Below are 17,706 nucleotides of genomic sequence, written 5' to 3' on the forward strand. Positions count from 1 at the left end.
TATTAATTAGAAAGTGATTTATAAAAAGTATCTAACACAAATGTAGAGCCTTTATCCATTGCAAAAATAACCAATGCAATAATTAAAGAAGCCACTAAAACAAGAATCGCAGAGCTTTGCAACTCTCCCCAAGTAGGCCATGTAACCTTATTGGTCATTTCATCGTATGATTCTTTTATAAACTCAACTACTTTAGCCATATTTATTATAATGATTAAATGATTGAATTAGTGAGTGAGAGAATGCTTAACATTCAATCATTAAAACATTCACTAATACAATCATTATTTTTTGGCACGGGAACAAGGATTCGAACCCTGATCAAAGGTTTTGGAGACCTCTATTCTACCGTTGAACTATTCCCGTGGATAAAATTAGCTAATCAGCATAGAAGCCAATTAGCTAATTTTTATATAATAGCTTAAAATTAAGCTAAGATTTCAGTTACCTGACCAGCACCTACTGTTCTACCACCTTCACGGATAGCGAAACGTAGACCTTTTTCCATTGCGATAGGAGAAATCAATTTCACAGAAATTGTAACGTTATCGCCTGGCATTACCATTTCAGTACCTTCAGCTAGTGAAATTTCACCAGTTACATCTGTAGTACGGAAATAGAATTGAGGACGGTATTTGTTAAAGAATGGCGTGTGACGACCACCTTCAGCTTTTGATAATACATAGATCTCAGCTTTGAAATCAGAGTGAGGAGTTACTGAACCTGGTTTACAGATTACCATACCACGACGGATATCAGTTTTCTCAATACCACGTAACAATAAACCTACGTTATCACCAGCTTCACCGTAATCTAAAATTTTACGGAACATCTCAACACCAGTTACTGTAGATTTTAAGTTCTCAGCACCCATACCTAAGATCTCAACTGGATCTCCAGAGTTGATTACACCACGCTCAATACGACCTGTAGCAACAGTACCACGACCAGTAATTGAGAATACATCTTCAACAGGCATTAAGAAAGGAAGTTCGGTTAAACGTGGAGGAATTGGAATGTAGCTATCAACAGCATCCATTAATTCCATAATTTTACCAACCCATTTAGCATCACCGTTTAATCCACCTAATGCAGAACCTTGGATTACTGGAATATCATCACCTGGGAAATCGTAGAAAGATAATAATTCACGAACTTCCATTTCAACTAGTTCTAATAATTCTGGATCATCAACCATATCCACTTTGTTCATGAATACAACCAATGAAGGTACACCAACCTGACGAGCCAATAAGATGTGCTCGCGAGTTTGTGGCATTGGACCATCAGTAGCAGCAACAACGATAATTGCACCGTCCATTTGAGCAGCACCAGTTACCATGTTCTTCACATAATCCGCGTGACCTGGACAGTCAACGTGTGCATAGTGACGGTTAGCTGTTGAATACTCAACGTGAGCTGTATTGATTGTAATACCTCTTTCTTTTTCCTCTGGAGCAGAGTCAATTGAATCGAATGAACGTGCCTCAGTTAAACCAGCATCAGCCAAAACTTTTGTAATAGCTGCTGTTAAAGTTGTTTTACCGTGATCGACGTGACCGATTGTACCGATGTTTAAGTGCGGTTTACTGCGGTCAAATTTTTCTTTTGCCATTTTATTTATAACTAATTAGTAGGTTAACTTTTTATTATTTTTATTTTTTGTTATTTCAACACAAAAAACCTTGTCTACTCTGTAATATATAACAGATTTAACAAAGCTTTATTACACCTGAGCCAACTATGGGAATTGAACCCATGACCTCTTCCTTACCAAGGAAGTGCTCTACCGCTGAGCTAAGTCGGCTTTTCCAATTATCAATCTTCAGTTTTGTCAGTTATCATAAAACTGCAACCTTTAATTGCCAACTGCTCAACTTTATTGGAGCGGAAGACGAGGTTCGAACTCGCGACCTATAGCTTGGAAGGCTATCGCTCTACCAACTGAGCTACTTCCGCTTTTAACAAATGATAGAATGATTGATTTGGGAATGATTGAATTACTATACTCACTCATTTTCTTATTCACTCATCCACTCATTAATCGTGGGGAGAGAAGGATTCGAACCTTCGAAATCTTGCGATAACAGAGTTACAGTCTGTCCCATTTGGCCGCTCTGGAATCTCCCCTACTTTATTTTAAAATACCAACACTTTAAAATAAAAGAGCCTCCTATCGGAATCGAACCAATGACCTACTGATTACAAGTCAGTTGCTCTACCAGCTGAGCTAAGGAGGCTTTTAATTTTGTGCAATGATACGAAAAATCTTCATTTTTCATACTATTAGCGTGTTTTTTAAAAACTTTAATCTTTTAAAAGAACTTACCTTTTCTTTGTTGCTTAACACCGTTTCCGAAAGGGAATGCAAATATACACACTTATATTTCACTTCAAAATAAATTTGAAAAAAAATAGCGAACATTTTCTGTTCGCTATCCTATAAATTATACTTTATTTAAATATACACTTAATAATCAGTCGCTTCGCTTTCTGTTAAAATTGCTTTATGCTCACTTAATTTTGCCCGTGTTTTTTCTTTGTGCTTCGTGATTTGTTTCCTCAACGACTCAATTGCTAAATCGGTCGCCTCTTCAAATGATTTACATTGTTCTTTAGCGAAGAGTGTTCCACCCGGGACAATGAGTTTAATCTCACTGATCTTATTGGCTTCATCCTCTACGTTCTCTAATTTTAAATACACTTCGCCGCTAATGATCTGGTCAAAAAACTGATCTAGCTTGTTTGCCTTTTTCTGGATAAAGTCTAACAACTTACTATCTGCACTGAAGTGGATTGATTGAACTCCGATTTTCATTTTTCCTCCTTTTTTTACGCCTTTGGATGGGCTTGTTTATAAATTGTTTTTAATCTTTCGATTGAATTGTGGGTGTAAACCTGGGTTGCAGCCAAGCTGGCGTGGCCCAAAAGTTCTTTAATGGCATTTAAATCTGCTCCTGCATTTAACAGGCTTGTCGCATAACTATGCCGCAACACGTGTGGACTTTTCTTTTCATTGGTTGATATGTGGTTTAGGTATGAAGTTACAATACGGTATATTAGCTTTGGATATGCCGCTGCACCAGTATTCGTAACGATTAAGTTAATCAAATTGTTATTAAAATTCTGCATTTTTTTTTGATCAATATAGCTATTGATCTGATTGATAAGCTGTTTATTTACTGGAATAATTCGCTCTTTATTTCTTTTACCCAATACCTTAATCGTTCCTGAATAAGTATCTACATCAGCTTCTTTTAATTGGATAAGCTCTGTCAAACGGATTCCTGTACCAAAAAGTAATTCGATAACCAGATGATCTCTAACAGACTCAAAACTATTATCGAAATAATTTTCCGAATCAAGCAAAACGTTCATTTTCTGCGAATCAACAAATACCGGAAGACGTTTTGGAATTTTAGGAGCCTTAATTAAAAGTGTAGGATTTTGATTTACCTGCTCTCCCCGCATTAAAAACTTATACAAACTTCTTAAAGCAGAAATTTTTCTATTGATTGTGTTCTCCGAAGTTTTTCGCTCCATCAAATCAACCATATAGCTTCTAATGTGCGTATGCTTAACTTCTGTAAAGTTTACTTCGAAAGTGGCGTGAATGTATTGCTCAAACTGATCCAAATCAGTTTGATAGGAAGTGATGGTATGCGAAGAATAGCGCTTCTCGTGAGTTAAATAGGTAATAAAACTTTTTAGCAACATGCAATATCTCCTGCTAGGTATAGATATGAAGTTACAAATTGTTTTGATATAAAGAAATCATTAACTAATTGTTTATTGTAAAGATTTCGATGATAGCCTAAAACAAAAAAGTCCCGACCTAAAAGATCGGGACTTTAATATTCTATATCGTGAACAACTTATGAAGTTGTATCTTGATTCATATTCTGAATGTAAACAGCATGTTTAATTTCAGTACGACGAGCAACGGATTTTTTCTCGTATGCTTGGCGACTACGTAGTTCTCTCAATACACCAGTTTTTTCAAACTTTTTCTTGAAACGTTTTAGGGCTTTATCTAATGATTCGCCGTCTTTAATGTTAATAATGATCATAACGCTGAAATACCTCCTCTCGTGGTTTTTAAATTATTCCCCTATTAGCGGGGCTGCAAATGTAAGTAAATAATTGAATATGAGAAAGATTTTTAAAAACAAATTTATTCAAACATTAATTGTTTTATAATGATCTTTAATTACTTTTAGTGATACATTTTACATATGACAACCGGTAAGAAAACAATCTCGATCATTGCAGTTTTAGTAATTATTATTTTAGGCATAGTATTTTACTATCGTTACTTCTTCGTTTTTGGCGAAGGCGTAAAAGCTGGCGAACTTAACTTTGTTGTTAAAAAGGGGTATATCTTCAAAACCTACGAAGGAAAAATAATTCAGAGTGGTTTGAGATCACGGACTACCGGAAGTGTGCAAAGTAATGAGTTCGAGTTTTCAATTGCAAACAAAAAACTTGCTGAAAAGATGATGGCCAATAGCGGTAAATTTTACGAGCTGCATTATAAACAATACAATCATGCTTTACCCTGGAGAGGATTTAGCGAATATGTAGTAGATAGTATTATAACCGCTAAGTAGTCTTTAGTCCTTAAATCAACTGACCTTTGCTCAACTTCTTTTCCAAATAACAGATTTAACTTTTCTTTTTCGGAACTTTTGCGCCTTCTTTTTTCGCCTCGGATAAACCAATGGCTACCGCTTGCTTCTTGGACGTTACTTTCTTGCCAGATCCTGTTTTAAGAGTTCCTTCTTTCATCTCATGCATGGTTTCCTCTACCTTTTCGCCAGCTTTTTTAGAATATTTGCCATAGCTTTTGTTATTAGTCATTAGTCATTAGTCATTAGTCATTAGTCATTAGTCATTAGTCAAAACCGCCGTTAACAAAGCTTGGTTTTAAAAATTTAGCAAAAAAAAACCGGAGGTGGTTAAACACTCCGGATTACTCATAATGTATATTTGGTTTAGTAAGTTTGAGATCGAGGTTGAGGAGTGAACTTTAGCCTTAACCTAAATCTAAGCCACTTCCCTTTCCTCTCTTAATTAATTTAAAATCTCTCTGGCGATGACGATCTTTTGTATTTCTGATGTGCCCTCTCCTATCGTACACAATTTACTATCGCGATAAAATTTCTCTACCGGGAAATCTTTGGTATAACCATAGCCCCCAAAAATCTGAACCGCTTCTGTAGCCACTTTAACGGAAACCTCCGAAGCGAAATATTTAGCCATAGCCGATTCTTTCGTCATCGGCAAATGCCTGTTTTTTAAATCAGCTGCCTGACGGATTAACAATTCTGAAGCTTCAATTTCAGTTGCCATATCAGCTAGTTTAAAACTTATGGCCTGGAAGCTGGAAATAGGTTGTCCAAATTGCTGGCGTTGTTTCGAATAAGCAACTGCAGCATCAAAAGCTCCCTTTGCAATTCCCAAGGCTAATGCGGCAATAGAAATCCTTCCTCCATCCAACACTTTCATGGCTTGTTTAAAGCCTTCGCCTACATTACCCAACACATTGGCTTTAGGTACACGGCAGTTATCAAAAATCATTTCTGTAGTTTCTGAGGCCCGCATACCTAATTTATTTTCCTTTTTGCCGGCCGAAAAACCTGGCGTTCCGCGTTCTACAACAATTGCAGAGATTCCTTTCGAACTTCCCTGCTCCCCTGTTCTTACCATTACAACGGCAATGTCACCACTTTTACCATGGGTGATCCAATTTTTTGCGCCATTAATAATGTAATCATCACCGTCTTCAACGGCAGTGGTCATCATCCTTAATGCATCAGATCCGGTATTGGCCTCTGTTAAACCCCAGGCTCCAATCCATTCGGCAGTAGCTAGTTTTGGTAACCACTTCTGTTTTTGCTCCTCATTGCCGAAAGCCAAAATATGCCCTGTGCAAAGTGAATTGTGTGCAGCAAGTGATAATCCAATAGAACCACAAACTCTCGCCACCTCTACAATTACATCAACATATTCTTGATAACCCAAGCCCGAACCACCATATTCTTCAGGAACTAACACACCCATTAAACCCAAATCGCCTAATTGCTTAAACAACTCTACAGGAAAATGTTGCGCTTCATCCCATTCCATAATATTTGGACGTATGTTTTTCTCAGCAAAATCGCGGACCATTGCCTTTACATTTTGTTGAGTTTCTGTTTCTGAAAAATTAAAGCTAACGCTCATTAAGTTTATATTTTAAGTTAGTTCTGGCAATTATAAACAATTATTTTATAGTTAATTGCCATTATAAATTTGCATCAATGCAGAATGAAATGGTATTCGGTTCAATAACATTAATGATTAATTTTAAAGGTATAAATACGGTACAGCAGCTATTTTATATTTTTTAGTTCATTCGTAGGAATTTTAGTTATTTGCAAAGGTTTAAATTAAATAAACCCGATTAAGCGGAAATACTTTTTTTGAAGTAACCCTGAATGTACTGTCATGCAGAGGCACGAAGCATCTGCAACCGATGAAACACCTGCCTTCGGTAGGCAGGAATGCTTCGTGCCTCTGCATAACAAAAGTTAAAAAAAGATTGAAGTGAAAGCGGTATTATCGAAACCGATTAGCACTTCGATTGCTTTTCTAAAAAGAAATATAAGGTGTAATCTTATCGATTACTTCTTGATTGAGGATTAGGACTTTCTTTAAATCAGCCGGACCGCTTTAATTTCCATGCTGTTTTCTGTATTGGATAATGGCATTGATTTGTTTGTAGGAAAGATATGGATTCCCTTTCAAGTCGTTAAATTGTGCGGTATTAATATTGCTGACTTTTAGTGCTACCGGACTTATTGAAATTTGATTTTTAATCTCCTCATAACGAACCGAATCTAAACCATAAACTTCCATTAGCTACTCTTTTTTTATGGAAACCGCCTAAACGTTCTCGGTACTTTAAAATTCGATTAGCAAATGTGCCACCAACACCTTTTATTTCATCAAGCCGGGCAGAATCTGCAGTATTGATATCGATAATTGTCGGAAGTTTTTTAACATATTCCTTTTTTTCAAAACCAAATTTTTCTTTGGATACTGGCTGGACTGATTCTCAATGCTAACAAATGTTTTCTGTACATCTCTGGCGAAATGGTGTACATCTTTTGAAGATCTTCAGCCTTATAGAATTTACCGCCTTTATTGGTATAATTCACAATAGCTTGTGCCTGTTTTACAGATAAACCTAAAGATTGCCATCCTTCAACACCTAAACTATTCGGATCAAATTAAATAGTTTTACCTTTCTGACTCCTCCCAAACTTTCGATTCGATCTCTGGTATAATGAAAATCTTGTTGGTCGGTTATTTCTAATTTATGGATTTTGGCTAGTAAATCAGGATTGTCTTTTTCAGCTGTTTGTCCCTTCTCGTATATAATAGGTATCGCCTTCAATACTAGAATAATAAATATCAACAGCAATAATTCATTGAATTCGCCCTTACTGAAACCAAAATGTTTATTGAGCCAAATTCTCATGCGTGATATGACGTGTGTATTATAAATATAAATCTTATTTTTGGGATTGCAAAGCTCACGGGTTTTAGCTATCAACAATCTAAGAATATTATATGAAGATCATTACTACCTCTGAGTTTGCGAAGGCAACCAAGATAGATAAACTCGGTGTGCCAGGTTTGGCCGGCTTGATGATGGAGCTCATGAAACTGAATGACATTAACGATGTTTTTGCTCAAAATCAACACTTTAAAGGCTTAGAATTTGTAGATAAAATTTTGGAAACCATTGGAGTTTCTATTGAATTCGACGAGGATGATTTAAAGAGCATTCCTAAAACGGGGCCATTTATTGCTATTGCAAACCATCCTTATGGCGGGGTTGAAGGTTTGGCCCTTGTGAAACTTTTATGCACTGTTCGTCCTGATGCGAAGGTAATGGTCAATTTCATTTTGAAAAAAATACCTAATCTAGATGAATTTTTTGTTGCTGTAAATCCCTTTGAAAATGTACAACATTCATCGAGCATAAGCGGTTTAAAAACTACTTTCGATTTACTGAGAAATGGAATACCAATAGGAATATTCCCTGCGGGTGAAGTTTCTACCTTCAAATTAGATGCACAACAAGTTACTGATAGGATGTGGCATCCGGTAGTTGGGAAGCTAATCGCGAAGGCAAAAGTTCCGGTTGTTCCCATTTATTTCCACGGCAATAATGGTGTTTTATTTAATATTTTAAGTTTTATTCATCCTACCCTTCGTACTGCTAAACTTCCATCTGAGTTTTTGAATAAGCAGGGTTTAACCATCAAAGTTCGTGTTGGAAAAGCGATTGCTCCATCAGAGGTTTCGCACATGAATAGCAGCAACAAGTTGATGGATTTCCTTCGTGCCCGAACCTATGCGCTTGGCGTTGGTTTAGATCAGGAAAGAAGATTATTTAATCCGCTTAAATTATTTAAGATAAAGAAAAAGCCAGCCGAGATTATTGAAGAAACTTCTCGTGAGTTGATTAAGACCGAAGTGAGCAAGCTGGAAGATTTTAAAGTATGGACGGAAAAAAACTACGAGGTTTATATTGTTCCCACGCTAAAAATTCCAAATGTTTTACGTGAAATAGGTCGACTTAGGGAAATTACTTTTCGCGAAGTTGGTGAGGGAACCAATAAAAAAATCGATCTCGATAATTACGATATTTATTACAACCACCTATTTATTTGGGATAAAGATCTGGAAAATATTGTGGGTGCCTACCGCATTGGAAAAGGCGATGAAATTTTAGAAAGCATGGGTCGCAGAGGTTTTTATCTTTCCGAACTTTTTAAAATGAAAGATCAGTTTTACCCTATGCTAAAACAAGGCATTGAACTGGGCAGATCGTGGATTAGAAAAGAATATCAAGGTAAACCGCTTCCATTATTTTTATTGTGGAAAGGTATTTTAAAGTATCTTATTGATAACCCTCAATATAGATATATGTTCGGACCGGTAAGTATTAGCAACAGTTTTTCTAAATTTAGTAAGGCGCTGATTGTTGATTATATCACTAAAAACCATTTTGATTATGAAATGGCGAAATACGTTAAGCCACGTAATAAATTCAAAGCAGATTTACTTCCAATTTCAACCGACACGTTAGTTGATAGTAGTGAATCTTTTAAAGATTTAGATAGCATTATTGGCGACATTGAAAATTCGCATATTAAAATTCCTGTTTTATTAAGGCAGTATATGAACTTGAATGCAAAGATCATTTCTTTCAATATAGATCCGAAATTTTCAGATTGTCTGGATGGTTTCTTAGTAGTAGATACACATAATATTCCGCCAGAGATGTTGGAAAAACTAGGCAAAAACTTATAGCTTTAAAATAAAAATACCCAGACATCCATCTGGGTATTTTTGTTATCAACTAACCTAAACTTTATAAATACTAACCAAATATTTATGCCACAAATATGAGGATGTATTGTTAAGAAGAAATTAACTTAAGATTATAAAATGGATGTTTTTTTTAAGGTAATTGTCATCATAGCTATACAATTATTTACACACCATAATAGCTGTTTGCTTTCCATCGCCAAGCTTAAATGCTTCCTTACTAAATAAAACAAAACCATTATCCATAAAAAGATTGCCTTCGCTATTTTCTTTATAAAAGGCATTGATAACCACTTCTCACCTTTCTCGGCAGTGATGGCTGGTACTGGATCATGCAAAAGCTAATCAACTTATTGAATTTGATAAACTGCGAGGACAGAAATAGTCGCTATCCTAAATCAATCAATTTCTCTTACCAACATTTGGTGTAAATATTCAACCATCGTTTCCTTATACTGATGGAAATTGTCTCTGCTAGAATTGACGATATGTCAATATCGCTAATGGGAATGGCTTTGTTTTTTTTTTTGCGTTTAGGCACCTGAGTGATTTTAACAAAAAAGGTTACAACAATCGCTGTTGTAACCTTTATCTAAATTAACGCTCTCAATCTTTATGATTGTGATGCAAGGCTCTCACCCCTTGCGTTGGCAAAAGTATAATTTATGTTTGAATTAACAACAAAAATTTTCAAAAATTTCTATCTAATTTCCCATAGCCGCAAATCCGTGTTAAATATAGGTGAACATCACTCAAAATTCTTAACATAAAGAAATTGTTGATTTTAAGTTAATAAGATGTAAATTTAATGTAACCAAATATTAATGAGTTGAAAACAGGCTTTTACATAAATAAATTTCGACAGGTACTGCTCACATGCTTGCTGCTTTGTGGAATTTCCGTAATGGCTCAAAATCGGTCATTTGAATTTTATGATGGTACTTTTAACTTCAATTTAGATTCATCATTAATTATTTCTACCGTTAATAAGCCAACGGCTGCCGAGGCGCTAAATTTTTACAATAAAATTGAGTCAGCAGATAGCCGAACAATCATTTCAGCGCTTAAGGCTTATCAAGAAAAACACCATCTTAACGATTGGATCTACTATCAATTGATCAGGAAAACAGCCGAAGAGATTAGTCCGAAGGCGGAGAATTATTTTAGTTATACGCTTTACAAATGGTATTTACTGAGTAAATGCGGCTACGATGCCAGAATTGCAATCGGCAATAATCAGATTGTGTTTTATGTTAATAACGATGAAGATATTAGCGATATCCCTTTCTTTATGATTGATGATAAAAAATATATGTGCTTAAATTATCACGATTATGGAAAGCTATTTAAGCAGAGTATTTACGTTCCTGTTAAAATTAAGATACCAGAAGCCACCAAACCCTTTTCTTATAAGGTAACAAGAATGCCCGAGTTTAAACCAGAAAATTATGAAGAAAAGGATCTTCAATTTAGCTATAAACAAAAGGTTTACCACTTTAAATTAAAAGTGAATGACGAAGTGCAAAAGATATTTAAAAATTATCCGGTAGTAGATTACGAAAGCTATTTTAATATTCCATTGAGTAGAGAAACCTACAGCTCTTTGATTCCAATTTTGAAAGAAAACACCAAACACCTGGACCAAAAAAATGGGGTAGATTATTTGATGCGATTTACCCGATATGCTTTTTTATATGAAGATGACGGCCAGAATTTCGGTAAAGAGAAAAGATTGTCTCCAGAACAAACTTTACTAAATAAATATAGCGACTGCGATGACCGGGCAGCATTGTTTTTCTTTTTAGTGAAGGAAATCTATAATTTACCGATGATTGCCTTGCTCTACCCTACACACTTAACAATGGCGGTTCAGTTCGATAAACCCGTAGGGAGTTTCATTACCTATCAAGGTAAAAAATATTCCTTCTGCGAACCAACCCCACAAACGCAAAATCTAAAAATTGGCCAGATTTCAAGTAATCTAAAAAATGCCAGTTACGAAGTCGTTTACGCATACGAGCCAATTAAAAAATAGCCGTATTCCGAACAATTGATGTTAATTTAATATTAACAAAACGTAATCTTATTGATAAAAAACCGAAACTATACTGCTTTTACGGTACTTTAGTTCACTAAATAATTTTAGTTTAAAAACAAACCCTATGTCGGCAGTCATTTATAATATTTTGAAAGAATTTTTTGTTGAGGTTCATGGCCATCCTGTTAAGGCCAGAATTATGTCGCCGATTAATGACGAGAACAGCTTCAAGTTTCAAATCAGCCACTATTTTAAAAGCAAAAGTGATGCCGATGCGAATGAGCCGGCAGCTACATTTACCTCTTACGCCAATGCGGAAAGACATTTGTTAGCTTACCTAGAAGCCTTTCAAAACACCTTGGATTTAGGTGGTGAAATAGCTGAAGGCAGTAATTTCTAAATATTTTCCTTATCGTCTTTTTCTGGCTGGATTTCTTCATCGATCATTTCCTGCTCGAATTTCTTTTTGTCTTTTTGGTTTCTCTTAATGATAAATACAATTAACAGAACCACTATCATGGCCACTACGATTACAACTGGCAAATTTACACCCATGGTTATTTCTTTAGTGATGAACAGATCATTATAAATATAACACAAAATATTTTTGATGTTAACTCTCAATCCTACGCTTAACATAATCATAATATTAATTTAACTTCACGAAATTTTATCTTTGGAGAAATCCATATGAGTTAAATGAAGAAGAATAAATCCAGGTCGAAAAAGCAATCGGCAAGCAAAAAATTACGTAAAGAATTAGAATCTAAATTAGCAATAGCATTTAACGAAGTTGTAATCCAAGTAGGTAAAGCCAAAAAGACAGATAAAGTGATAGAGAAGTTTGCGAAACAACTTTCGAAGAAAGTGACCTTATTGCAAAAAGACGATTCTATTACACCTTTTATAAAGGAAGATGATAATTTACTCGTTACAGCAGTTGATGAGGCCATTGAAAAGAAAGTGAGTAAAAAGAAAGATAAAACGGATGCAAATAAAACCGCATAAAAAAAGGGTCAGAAATTAATTCTGACCCTTTTTTTTATATTAGTTTAACTTCTCAAAATTATTTCACTGCGCCTGGAGTAGTATACGCTAGTACTTGAGGATCAGCATCAGCCCATCCAGAAGCCCAATTTACCGAACCAAAAGCACCTTTATAATCTACCTTATCAAAGAAAGTATTAGAAACTTTAGCATTAGTAAATGATGCCCCAGTTGCTGCCGCTGAGTTAGCCGACAAAGTAAAGTTTGCAACCGCTGCCGATCCACTTGCTGCGAAATCTGTTCCATAAGCATACGGAGTATTAAACAGTGTGCTTGCGAAAAGCGCTGATCCAAAAGTATTATCAGCACGTAACTTAGATTCAATAGCTGCTGCTACTGCTGTATTACTTACACTTACTTCGGTATTTTTTATACCGTAAATTAAGTTATTAGCAATAACCATATTTCCTGTAGTGAAATTTGCTGAAGTAGAACCAGCAGTTATAACTTTTGTGTCATCAATGTAAATTCCGATTGGGAAACCAGAAATTACTGAGTTTAATAAACTTATTGAAGAATTACGACGGATTTGAGCACCATGGTAGAAGTTAGCATTATAAGAATCACCAGCTTTTTTAATCGGGCCTAAAATAGTTACGTTAGAAAATACCGCAGAAGTTTTCGGTGTTTGATCTGTACCTGTTCCATTGTTATCAGATTCGAAACCATTAGATTGAGATTGATCGGCAACAGTTGAAACACGTTGTGCCAACGCAAACTGAACATTACCAGAGTAACCAAAATCTGTATCAAAATCATCATCCCAGGTACCAATAGCCAATAAGTGTTTTGCATTTACAGTACCACCGAACCATTCAAATGCATCATCTCCTGATCGATAAACTTGAACATAATCTAAAGTTGTACCGTTACCAACACCTCCCATTGTTAACCCGTTGATCTCATTATCTACTGAATAAGCAATACCACCAAATTCAATACGTACATATTTCATTACACCAGAGTTATCAGCTGCATCAGCACCACCATAATAAATATATGCTTTTTCGTCTTTTCCAGTAGGTTGAACCAAACCACCTTCAATTTTAACATCTGTACCTTGGTTTACTGGCGCTTTACCTAAAAGGATAATACCACCCCAATCTCCTTGGCTACGAGCACCTGCTCCTAAAGCCGAAGTAAATACAATTGGTTTATCAACTGTACCAGTTGCATTGATTTTTGAACCACGAGTGATAATTAAAGTTCCTTTAGAAGCTTTATCTCCTTTAATAATTGTTCCTGGCTCAATAGTTAAAGTAGCGTTGTTACTTACAAACACAAAACCTCTTAATAAATAGATCTTACTTGCCGACCAAGTTGTATTTGCTGAAATTTCTCCAGATACTTCTACAACATTTGAAGTTGAACCACTCGGAACATCAGTTGCAGGTCCTTCTACAATAATATTCTTCTTGCAAGAAGTTGAGAATAAAACCACCGCTAAAGCAAGTAGTAGAAATTGGTTTTTCATTTTTTTTGTTTTAAATGTTTTTTTTTACAAAGAGATACTTTTAATTTTTCTTCAGGATTAAAATCCTGTTAACATATTGTAAAGACTAAAAAGAGTAGTTGAATGATAATGAAATATTTGTACCGCTTTTGTAAGAGGAAAAAGTTTCGTCTCCACCGTTACCCACACTTCCATTGTATTTTTTATCTCCGTTATAATCGAAGTATACTGTGTTTCTTTGGTTTAAGATATCACCAACATTCAGCTTCACCTCACCTTTAGATTTAATTACCTTGTAGCTTGCTTGAAAATCGATTACATCTCTCGGGTTTTCCCAAGTACTAGGGAAACGGATACCACCTGCCTGTACAATTCTTCTTCCAATTTTATTGTAAAGAATATTGAAATTTAACTTGTTATCTAAAGCACTGTGCTGTAAACCTGCATTGATTAAATATGGAGATTGACCAACCATTGGACGAGTTTTATCAATATAATCTTGATCTGTTGGATTAGTTACCTTAGATTTAATTATGGATAAATTGAAATAAGCAGTGGTATTTTTAAAGAAGCCTTCATCATTAATGAAGTTTAAATTCTTTCTACCCTCAAACTCTAAACCATAAACGTAAGCTTTTGGCGTATTGAAAAAGGCAACATCAACAGTTGATAATACATCATAGCGATAAGTTTCAATCGCATTTGTAAAACGCTTATAAAAAGCAGATACCGAGAAAAGCTGCCCTGCTTCAGGATAAATTTCATAGCGTAAATCAAAATTATCAATAATCGACCTTTTCAAATTTGGATTACCAATAATATTACTCAATTGTTCGTAGTCATAATAAGAATTTAACGAAAGTTCTCTAAATTCCGGTCTTGCCAATGTACGGTAGTAAGCGGCACGCAAATTGGCTTTTTTAGTTAGGCTGTAAGTCAAATTCGCAGATGGGAGTACGTCAAGCTGTGTATCATCAACGTAAGTGCTCAACGTATTCATCAACTTCACATTATAATTTTCAACCCTTGCTCCATAAACTGCTCTAAAGTTTTCGCCGAATTTTTGATCAAGCATTAAATAGCCATAATTGGTAAATGAATTAGCATTGTAATCATCTAATGGTCCACCAACCTCTGCCAACTTGTAAACACCAGACTCTATTAATGATTGAGAATAGATTTCAGTGATTGGCAAAGATCTGATCTGAGTTTGTAAGTCGATATCGTTAGTTTGTAATTGTGCCCCCACAAAACGAGCATTGAAGGTTCTTTCACGATATTGTGATCCTAAACCCACTTTCATAGTAGTAGAAGCATCAAACAATTTGAAAGGTGTAACGTAGTTAGCCTCTCCAGAATATAAATTCTCGTTCAAATCAGAAAACAACCTCGTATTTTCCTTCCCCAAGGATGTGATATTTGCTTCATAAGGAACTGAGGGATCATTTTGAGAAGCTAAAGCTTTTTGGTAATTAAGCTTTAACTGATTAGGTTGATTGTTAGTAATATTACTATATGATGCCGTCCATTTCAGTTTACTATTCCCTTCGCCTATTTGATGATCACCTTCTAAAGTCGCCTTGTAAAGAGATTTTTGCATAATATCATATGCATAGAATTGATTAAGCGTATTGGCATCTCTAATACCTGTACGAACAGTATAATTATCGTCGTAATTTTTATTGTAGATGTTTTTGAAACTGATTTTATTCTTTCCAAAACTATAAGCAAAGTTAGCTAAACCCCCAACATTGGTCGAAAACCTATATTGATTATCGTTATAGTTGTAGATATAAAAATTACGTTCATTGTTCTCGTAAATCGTTTGCGCATTCCTGTAAGTTGCAGAAATCATTGCACCGAACTTATTCCCATTCTCAAAGTTTTTCACCCTACCTAAGTTAAATTGATAATTTTGAGTGGGTAGCGCAGTTGTAGTTTTAATAGAATTATCTGTAGGAAAAGATTTTAAAGCTGCAATATTTTTAGCGTTAGATAATGTTCCGGCAGCGATTGCTTCACGAGTAGGGAAATTTTCGGCCAACTGCTTCCCGCCATCTTGATAACCTAAGTAGGCAAGTGCATTTTTCTTTGTACCTAAAAAATCTTTAAATGTAGATTGAGAATTGTAACCATATCCAACACCAAACGACAAGAAGTTTTGATCTGGAATATCTTTAGTTACAATCTGTACTGCACCTCCTGCAAAATCTGCTGGCAAATCTGGTGTAGCCGTTTTACTTATCGTAATTTTATCTACCAAGTTCGATGGTACAATATCAAAAGAGAAAGCTTTTCTGTTAGCTTCAGTACTTGGTAAAGTAGAATTATCAAGTGTGGCCGTATTATAACGATCACTTAAACCCCGTACAATAACAAACTTATTATCTTGAATAGTTGCGCCACTAACACGTTTTAAAACATCAGAGGTATTTCTATCTGGTGACTTTTTGATTTGCTCGCTTGAGATCCCATCAGAGATTAATGCACTATTTTTTTGCTGAGCATACAATGTATTAATAGACTCTTGCTTAAAAGACGCTTTAATAACAACCTCTTGAAGATTCTGTCCACCAGCCTCAGCCAATGTTACACTTAAATTAGTAACAGCAGGTCCTTTTACATCAACATCAGACACTTCTTTAGTTTGATATCCAACGTAAGAAAACTCCAAGGTGTATTTTCCTGAAGCCATTGCTTGCAATGTGTAATGACCATCAACATCAGTCGATACCCCTTTAGCAGTGCCCTTAATTTTAACCGTTACCCCAATCAAGGTTTCACCGGTTTTCTTATCGGCTACCGTTCCAGAAATTTTACCAGTTTGTGCGTAAGCTGCAAAGCTCAGAAATGAAATCAGCATGACTAATGCCGACTTTTTAAAAATTGTGATTAAGTCCAATTTGCCTGTATTTAATTTTAGGCAAAGCTATTACCACAATGTTAGCTGTATGTTAGATGTTAATTAAGCTTTGTTTAGCTAAAGGTTAATTTAATGTTAGCTACTTTTAGATTAGTACCTTATACCCGTTTTCTTGCAGATGAAGTGCAATAACCAAATCGGACCGATTAACAGGAACTTAACATCATCTAAAAAAGATGGTTTTTTACCCTCAATTTTATGCCCGATAAATTGACCTACCCAGGCAGCGACAAATATGGCGGCATAAATCGCATACGCCGCCCCGCTCCCCAAACCAACAGCCTGCTCTATTTTCACAATGATATAACTCATTAACCCTACCACCCAAATCATTAAAAAAAACAATACAGGCGAGAGTGTGAAATAGTAATATAAACTAAATGCCAACAAAAAAGAAGCCCAATTGAAGAAGCCATTGTAATTGCCTAAAAAACCAAAGTGTGGAAATGGAATTTGCCAAACCAAGCCCAGTAAACTAAAAACGATCAATGGCATACAAATCCAATGCACCAGTTTATTGGTGGGGTTTTGGTGGCTTTCCGCATACTTATCAAAAAGTACATCAACAGGGCGTTTAGGTTCAATTTGGATAGTTGGTTTGCTCATGGTGTAAAAATATGAAAAATGTTGGAGAAAGCGTACCGTGAGCTTGTCATCCATTAGAAATCGATTTTTCATCGACTGAAGCCATCTGATCCTGTTGGTTCGATATAGATTGCTTCGGCTCGCTCATTCCCTGCCTCGCAATGACGAACTTTTCCGCCGTCATTTCGAGCGAAGCCGAGAAATCTTTGAAATTAACACGTCCCGAATACAGGATTAAAAAATTTCTCCATTCCACTGCGTTTCAGTCGAAAA

Annotated in this window: 18 protein-coding genes, 5 tRNA genes and 1 pseudogene; 5 read left to right on the top strand and 19 right to left on the bottom strand. The window is 35.5% G+C overall.

Features of this window, described 5'->3' with window-relative positions; translation table 11 throughout:
• Positions 1 to 2 precede the first annotated feature (2 nt).
• From secE to rpsU, 10 genes are all read right to left on the bottom strand, one after another.
• Positions 3 to 200: a preprotein translocase subunit SecE gene (secE, locus tag OQZ33_RS05155; RefSeq protein WP_025143264.1), complete on the bottom strand. Its 198-nt coding sequence runs from the start codon at positions 198 to 200 to the stop codon at positions 3 to 5.
• 92 nt (positions 201 to 292) lie between these two features.
• Positions 293 to 366 (bottom strand) — tRNA-Trp (locus OQZ33_RS05160).
• 61 nt (positions 367 to 427) lie between these two features.
• Positions 428 to 1,615: an elongation factor Tu gene (tuf, locus tag OQZ33_RS05165; RefSeq protein ID WP_056849498.1), complete on the bottom strand. Its 1,188-nt coding sequence runs from the start codon at positions 1,613 to 1,615 to the stop codon at positions 428 to 430.
• Positions 1,616 to 1,735: 120 nt separating this feature from the next.
• Positions 1,736 to 1,807 (bottom strand) — tRNA-Thr (locus tag OQZ33_RS05170).
• A 76-nt stretch (positions 1,808 to 1,883) separates the two neighbouring features.
• A tRNA-Gly gene (locus tag OQZ33_RS05175) sits at positions 1,884 to 1,959 on the bottom strand.
• Between the two features lie 88 nt (positions 1,960 to 2,047).
• A tRNA-Tyr gene (locus OQZ33_RS05180) sits at positions 2,048 to 2,130 on the bottom strand.
• A gap of 37 nt (positions 2,131 to 2,167) precedes the next feature.
• A tRNA-Thr gene (locus tag OQZ33_RS05185) sits at positions 2,168 to 2,240 on the bottom strand.
• A 230-nt stretch (positions 2,241 to 2,470) separates the two neighbouring features.
• Positions 2,471 to 2,818: a ribosome hibernation-promoting factor, HPF/YfiA family gene (hpf, locus tag OQZ33_RS05190; RefSeq protein ID WP_056849497.1), complete on the bottom strand. Its 348-nt coding sequence runs from the start codon at positions 2,816 to 2,818 to the stop codon at positions 2,471 to 2,473.
• A gap of 14 nt (positions 2,819 to 2,832) precedes the next feature.
• On the bottom strand, positions 2,833 to 3,717 hold the full coding sequence (locus tag OQZ33_RS05195; protein ID WP_265797988.1) for a tyrosine-type recombinase/integrase: 885 nt from the start codon (positions 3,715 to 3,717) through the stop codon (positions 2,833 to 2,835).
• 158 nt (positions 3,718 to 3,875) lie between these two features.
• Positions 3,876 to 4,070, bottom strand: a complete 195-nt coding sequence (gene rpsU / locus OQZ33_RS05200; RefSeq protein WP_010601088.1) for a 30S ribosomal protein S21 — start codon at positions 4,068 to 4,070, stop codon at positions 3,876 to 3,878.
• Between the two features lie 165 nt (positions 4,071 to 4,235).
• On the opposite strand from rpsU, the gene OQZ33_RS05205 reads away from it, so the two are divergent.
• On the top strand, positions 4,236 to 4,610 hold the full coding sequence (locus OQZ33_RS05205) for a hypothetical protein (protein WP_265797989.1): 375 nt from the start codon (positions 4,236 to 4,238) through the stop codon (positions 4,608 to 4,610).
• A 55-nt stretch (positions 4,611 to 4,665) separates the two neighbouring features.
• Here the strand turns inward: OQZ33_RS05205 and OQZ33_RS05210 are convergent, their stop codons facing one another.
• The 5 genes and pseudogenes from OQZ33_RS05210 to OQZ33_RS24440 all read right to left on the bottom strand — a co-directional run.
• On the bottom strand, positions 4,666 to 4,860 hold the full coding sequence (locus tag OQZ33_RS05210) for a DUF6496 domain-containing protein (RefSeq protein ID WP_265797990.1): 195 nt from the start codon (positions 4,858 to 4,860) through the stop codon (positions 4,666 to 4,668).
• Positions 4,861 to 5,073: 213 nt separating this feature from the next.
• Positions 5,074 to 6,225 carry an acyl-CoA dehydrogenase gene (locus tag OQZ33_RS05215; RefSeq protein ID WP_265797991.1) on the bottom strand — a complete coding sequence of 384 codons (1,152 nt, stop codon included), beginning with the start codon at positions 6,223 to 6,225 and terminating at the stop codon, positions 5,074 to 5,076.
• Between the two features lie 489 nt (positions 6,226 to 6,714).
• Positions 6,715 to 6,900 (bottom strand): helix-hairpin-helix domain-containing protein, encoded by a 186-nt coding sequence (locus tag OQZ33_RS05220; protein WP_265797992.1) that lies wholly within the window; start codon positions 6,898 to 6,900, stop codon positions 6,715 to 6,717.
• Positions 6,866 to 7,027 carry a ComEA family DNA-binding protein gene (locus OQZ33_RS24435; RefSeq protein WP_416338741.1) on the bottom strand — a complete coding sequence of 54 codons (162 nt, stop codon included), beginning with the start codon at positions 7,025 to 7,027 and terminating at the stop codon, positions 6,866 to 6,868. The genes OQZ33_RS05220 and OQZ33_RS24435 overlap by 35 nt, the downstream gene beginning before the upstream one ends.
• Before the next feature lie 31 nt (positions 7,028 to 7,058).
• A pseudogene (locus tag OQZ33_RS24440) lies at positions 7,059 to 7,220 on the bottom strand (hypothetical protein); the annotation flags it as partial.
• 397 nt (positions 7,221 to 7,617) lie between these two features.
• Here OQZ33_RS24440 and OQZ33_RS05225 point away from each other — a divergent pair.
• From OQZ33_RS05225 to OQZ33_RS05235, 3 genes are all read left to right on the top strand, one after another.
• The gene (locus OQZ33_RS05225) at positions 7,618 to 9,369 is read left to right on the top strand and encodes a lysophospholipid acyltransferase family protein (protein ID WP_265797993.1); all 1,752 of its coding nucleotides are present in this window, start codon (positions 7,618 to 7,620) and stop codon (positions 9,367 to 9,369) included.
• A 922-nt stretch (positions 9,370 to 10,291) separates the two neighbouring features.
• Positions 10,292 to 11,422: a hypothetical protein gene (locus OQZ33_RS05230; RefSeq protein ID WP_265797994.1), complete on the top strand. Its 1,131-nt coding sequence runs from the start codon at positions 10,292 to 10,294 to the stop codon at positions 11,420 to 11,422.
• 127 nt (positions 11,423 to 11,549) lie between these two features.
• On the top strand, positions 11,550 to 11,825 hold the full coding sequence (locus OQZ33_RS05235) for a hypothetical protein (protein WP_265797995.1): 276 nt from the start codon (positions 11,550 to 11,552) through the stop codon (positions 11,823 to 11,825).
• Here the strand turns inward: OQZ33_RS05235 and OQZ33_RS05240 are convergent.
• Entirely contained in the window at positions 11,822 to 12,064 is a 243-nt protein-coding gene (locus tag OQZ33_RS05240; RefSeq protein WP_265797996.1) for a hypothetical protein, read from the bottom strand. The genes OQZ33_RS05235 and OQZ33_RS05240 overlap by 4 nt on opposite strands.
• Before the next feature lie 60 nt (positions 12,065 to 12,124).
• On the opposite strand from OQZ33_RS05240, the gene OQZ33_RS05245 reads away from it, so the two are divergent.
• Positions 12,125 to 12,433 (top strand): hypothetical protein, encoded by a 309-nt coding sequence (locus OQZ33_RS05245; protein WP_265797997.1) that lies wholly within the window; start codon positions 12,125 to 12,127, stop codon positions 12,431 to 12,433.
• A gap of 58 nt (positions 12,434 to 12,491) precedes the next feature.
• Here the strand turns inward: OQZ33_RS05245 and OQZ33_RS05250 are convergent, their stop codons facing one another.
• The 3 genes from OQZ33_RS05250 to OQZ33_RS05260 all read right to left on the bottom strand — a co-directional run bounded on the left by OQZ33_RS05250 (position 12,492) and on the right by OQZ33_RS05260 (position 17,454).
• Positions 12,492 to 13,946 (bottom strand): hypothetical protein, encoded by a 1,455-nt coding sequence (locus OQZ33_RS05250; RefSeq protein ID WP_265797998.1) that lies wholly within the window; start codon positions 13,944 to 13,946, stop codon positions 12,492 to 12,494.
• An 85-nt stretch (positions 13,947 to 14,031) separates the two neighbouring features.
• The gene (locus OQZ33_RS05255) at positions 14,032 to 16,788 is read right to left on the bottom strand and encodes a TonB-dependent receptor (RefSeq protein WP_265797999.1); all 2,757 of its coding nucleotides are present in this window, start codon (positions 16,786 to 16,788) and stop codon (positions 14,032 to 14,034) included.
• Positions 16,789 to 16,938: 150 nt separating this feature from the next.
• Positions 16,939 to 17,454, bottom strand: a complete 516-nt coding sequence (locus OQZ33_RS05260) for a DUF962 domain-containing protein (RefSeq protein WP_265798007.1) — start codon at positions 17,452 to 17,454, stop codon at positions 16,939 to 16,941.
• Positions 17,455 to 17,706: the final 252 nt, after the last annotated feature.

Source organism: Pedobacter sp. MC2016-05 (assembly GCF_026239735.1).
Classification (GTDB): Bacteria; Bacteroidota; Bacteroidia; order Sphingobacteriales; family Sphingobacteriaceae; genus Pedobacter.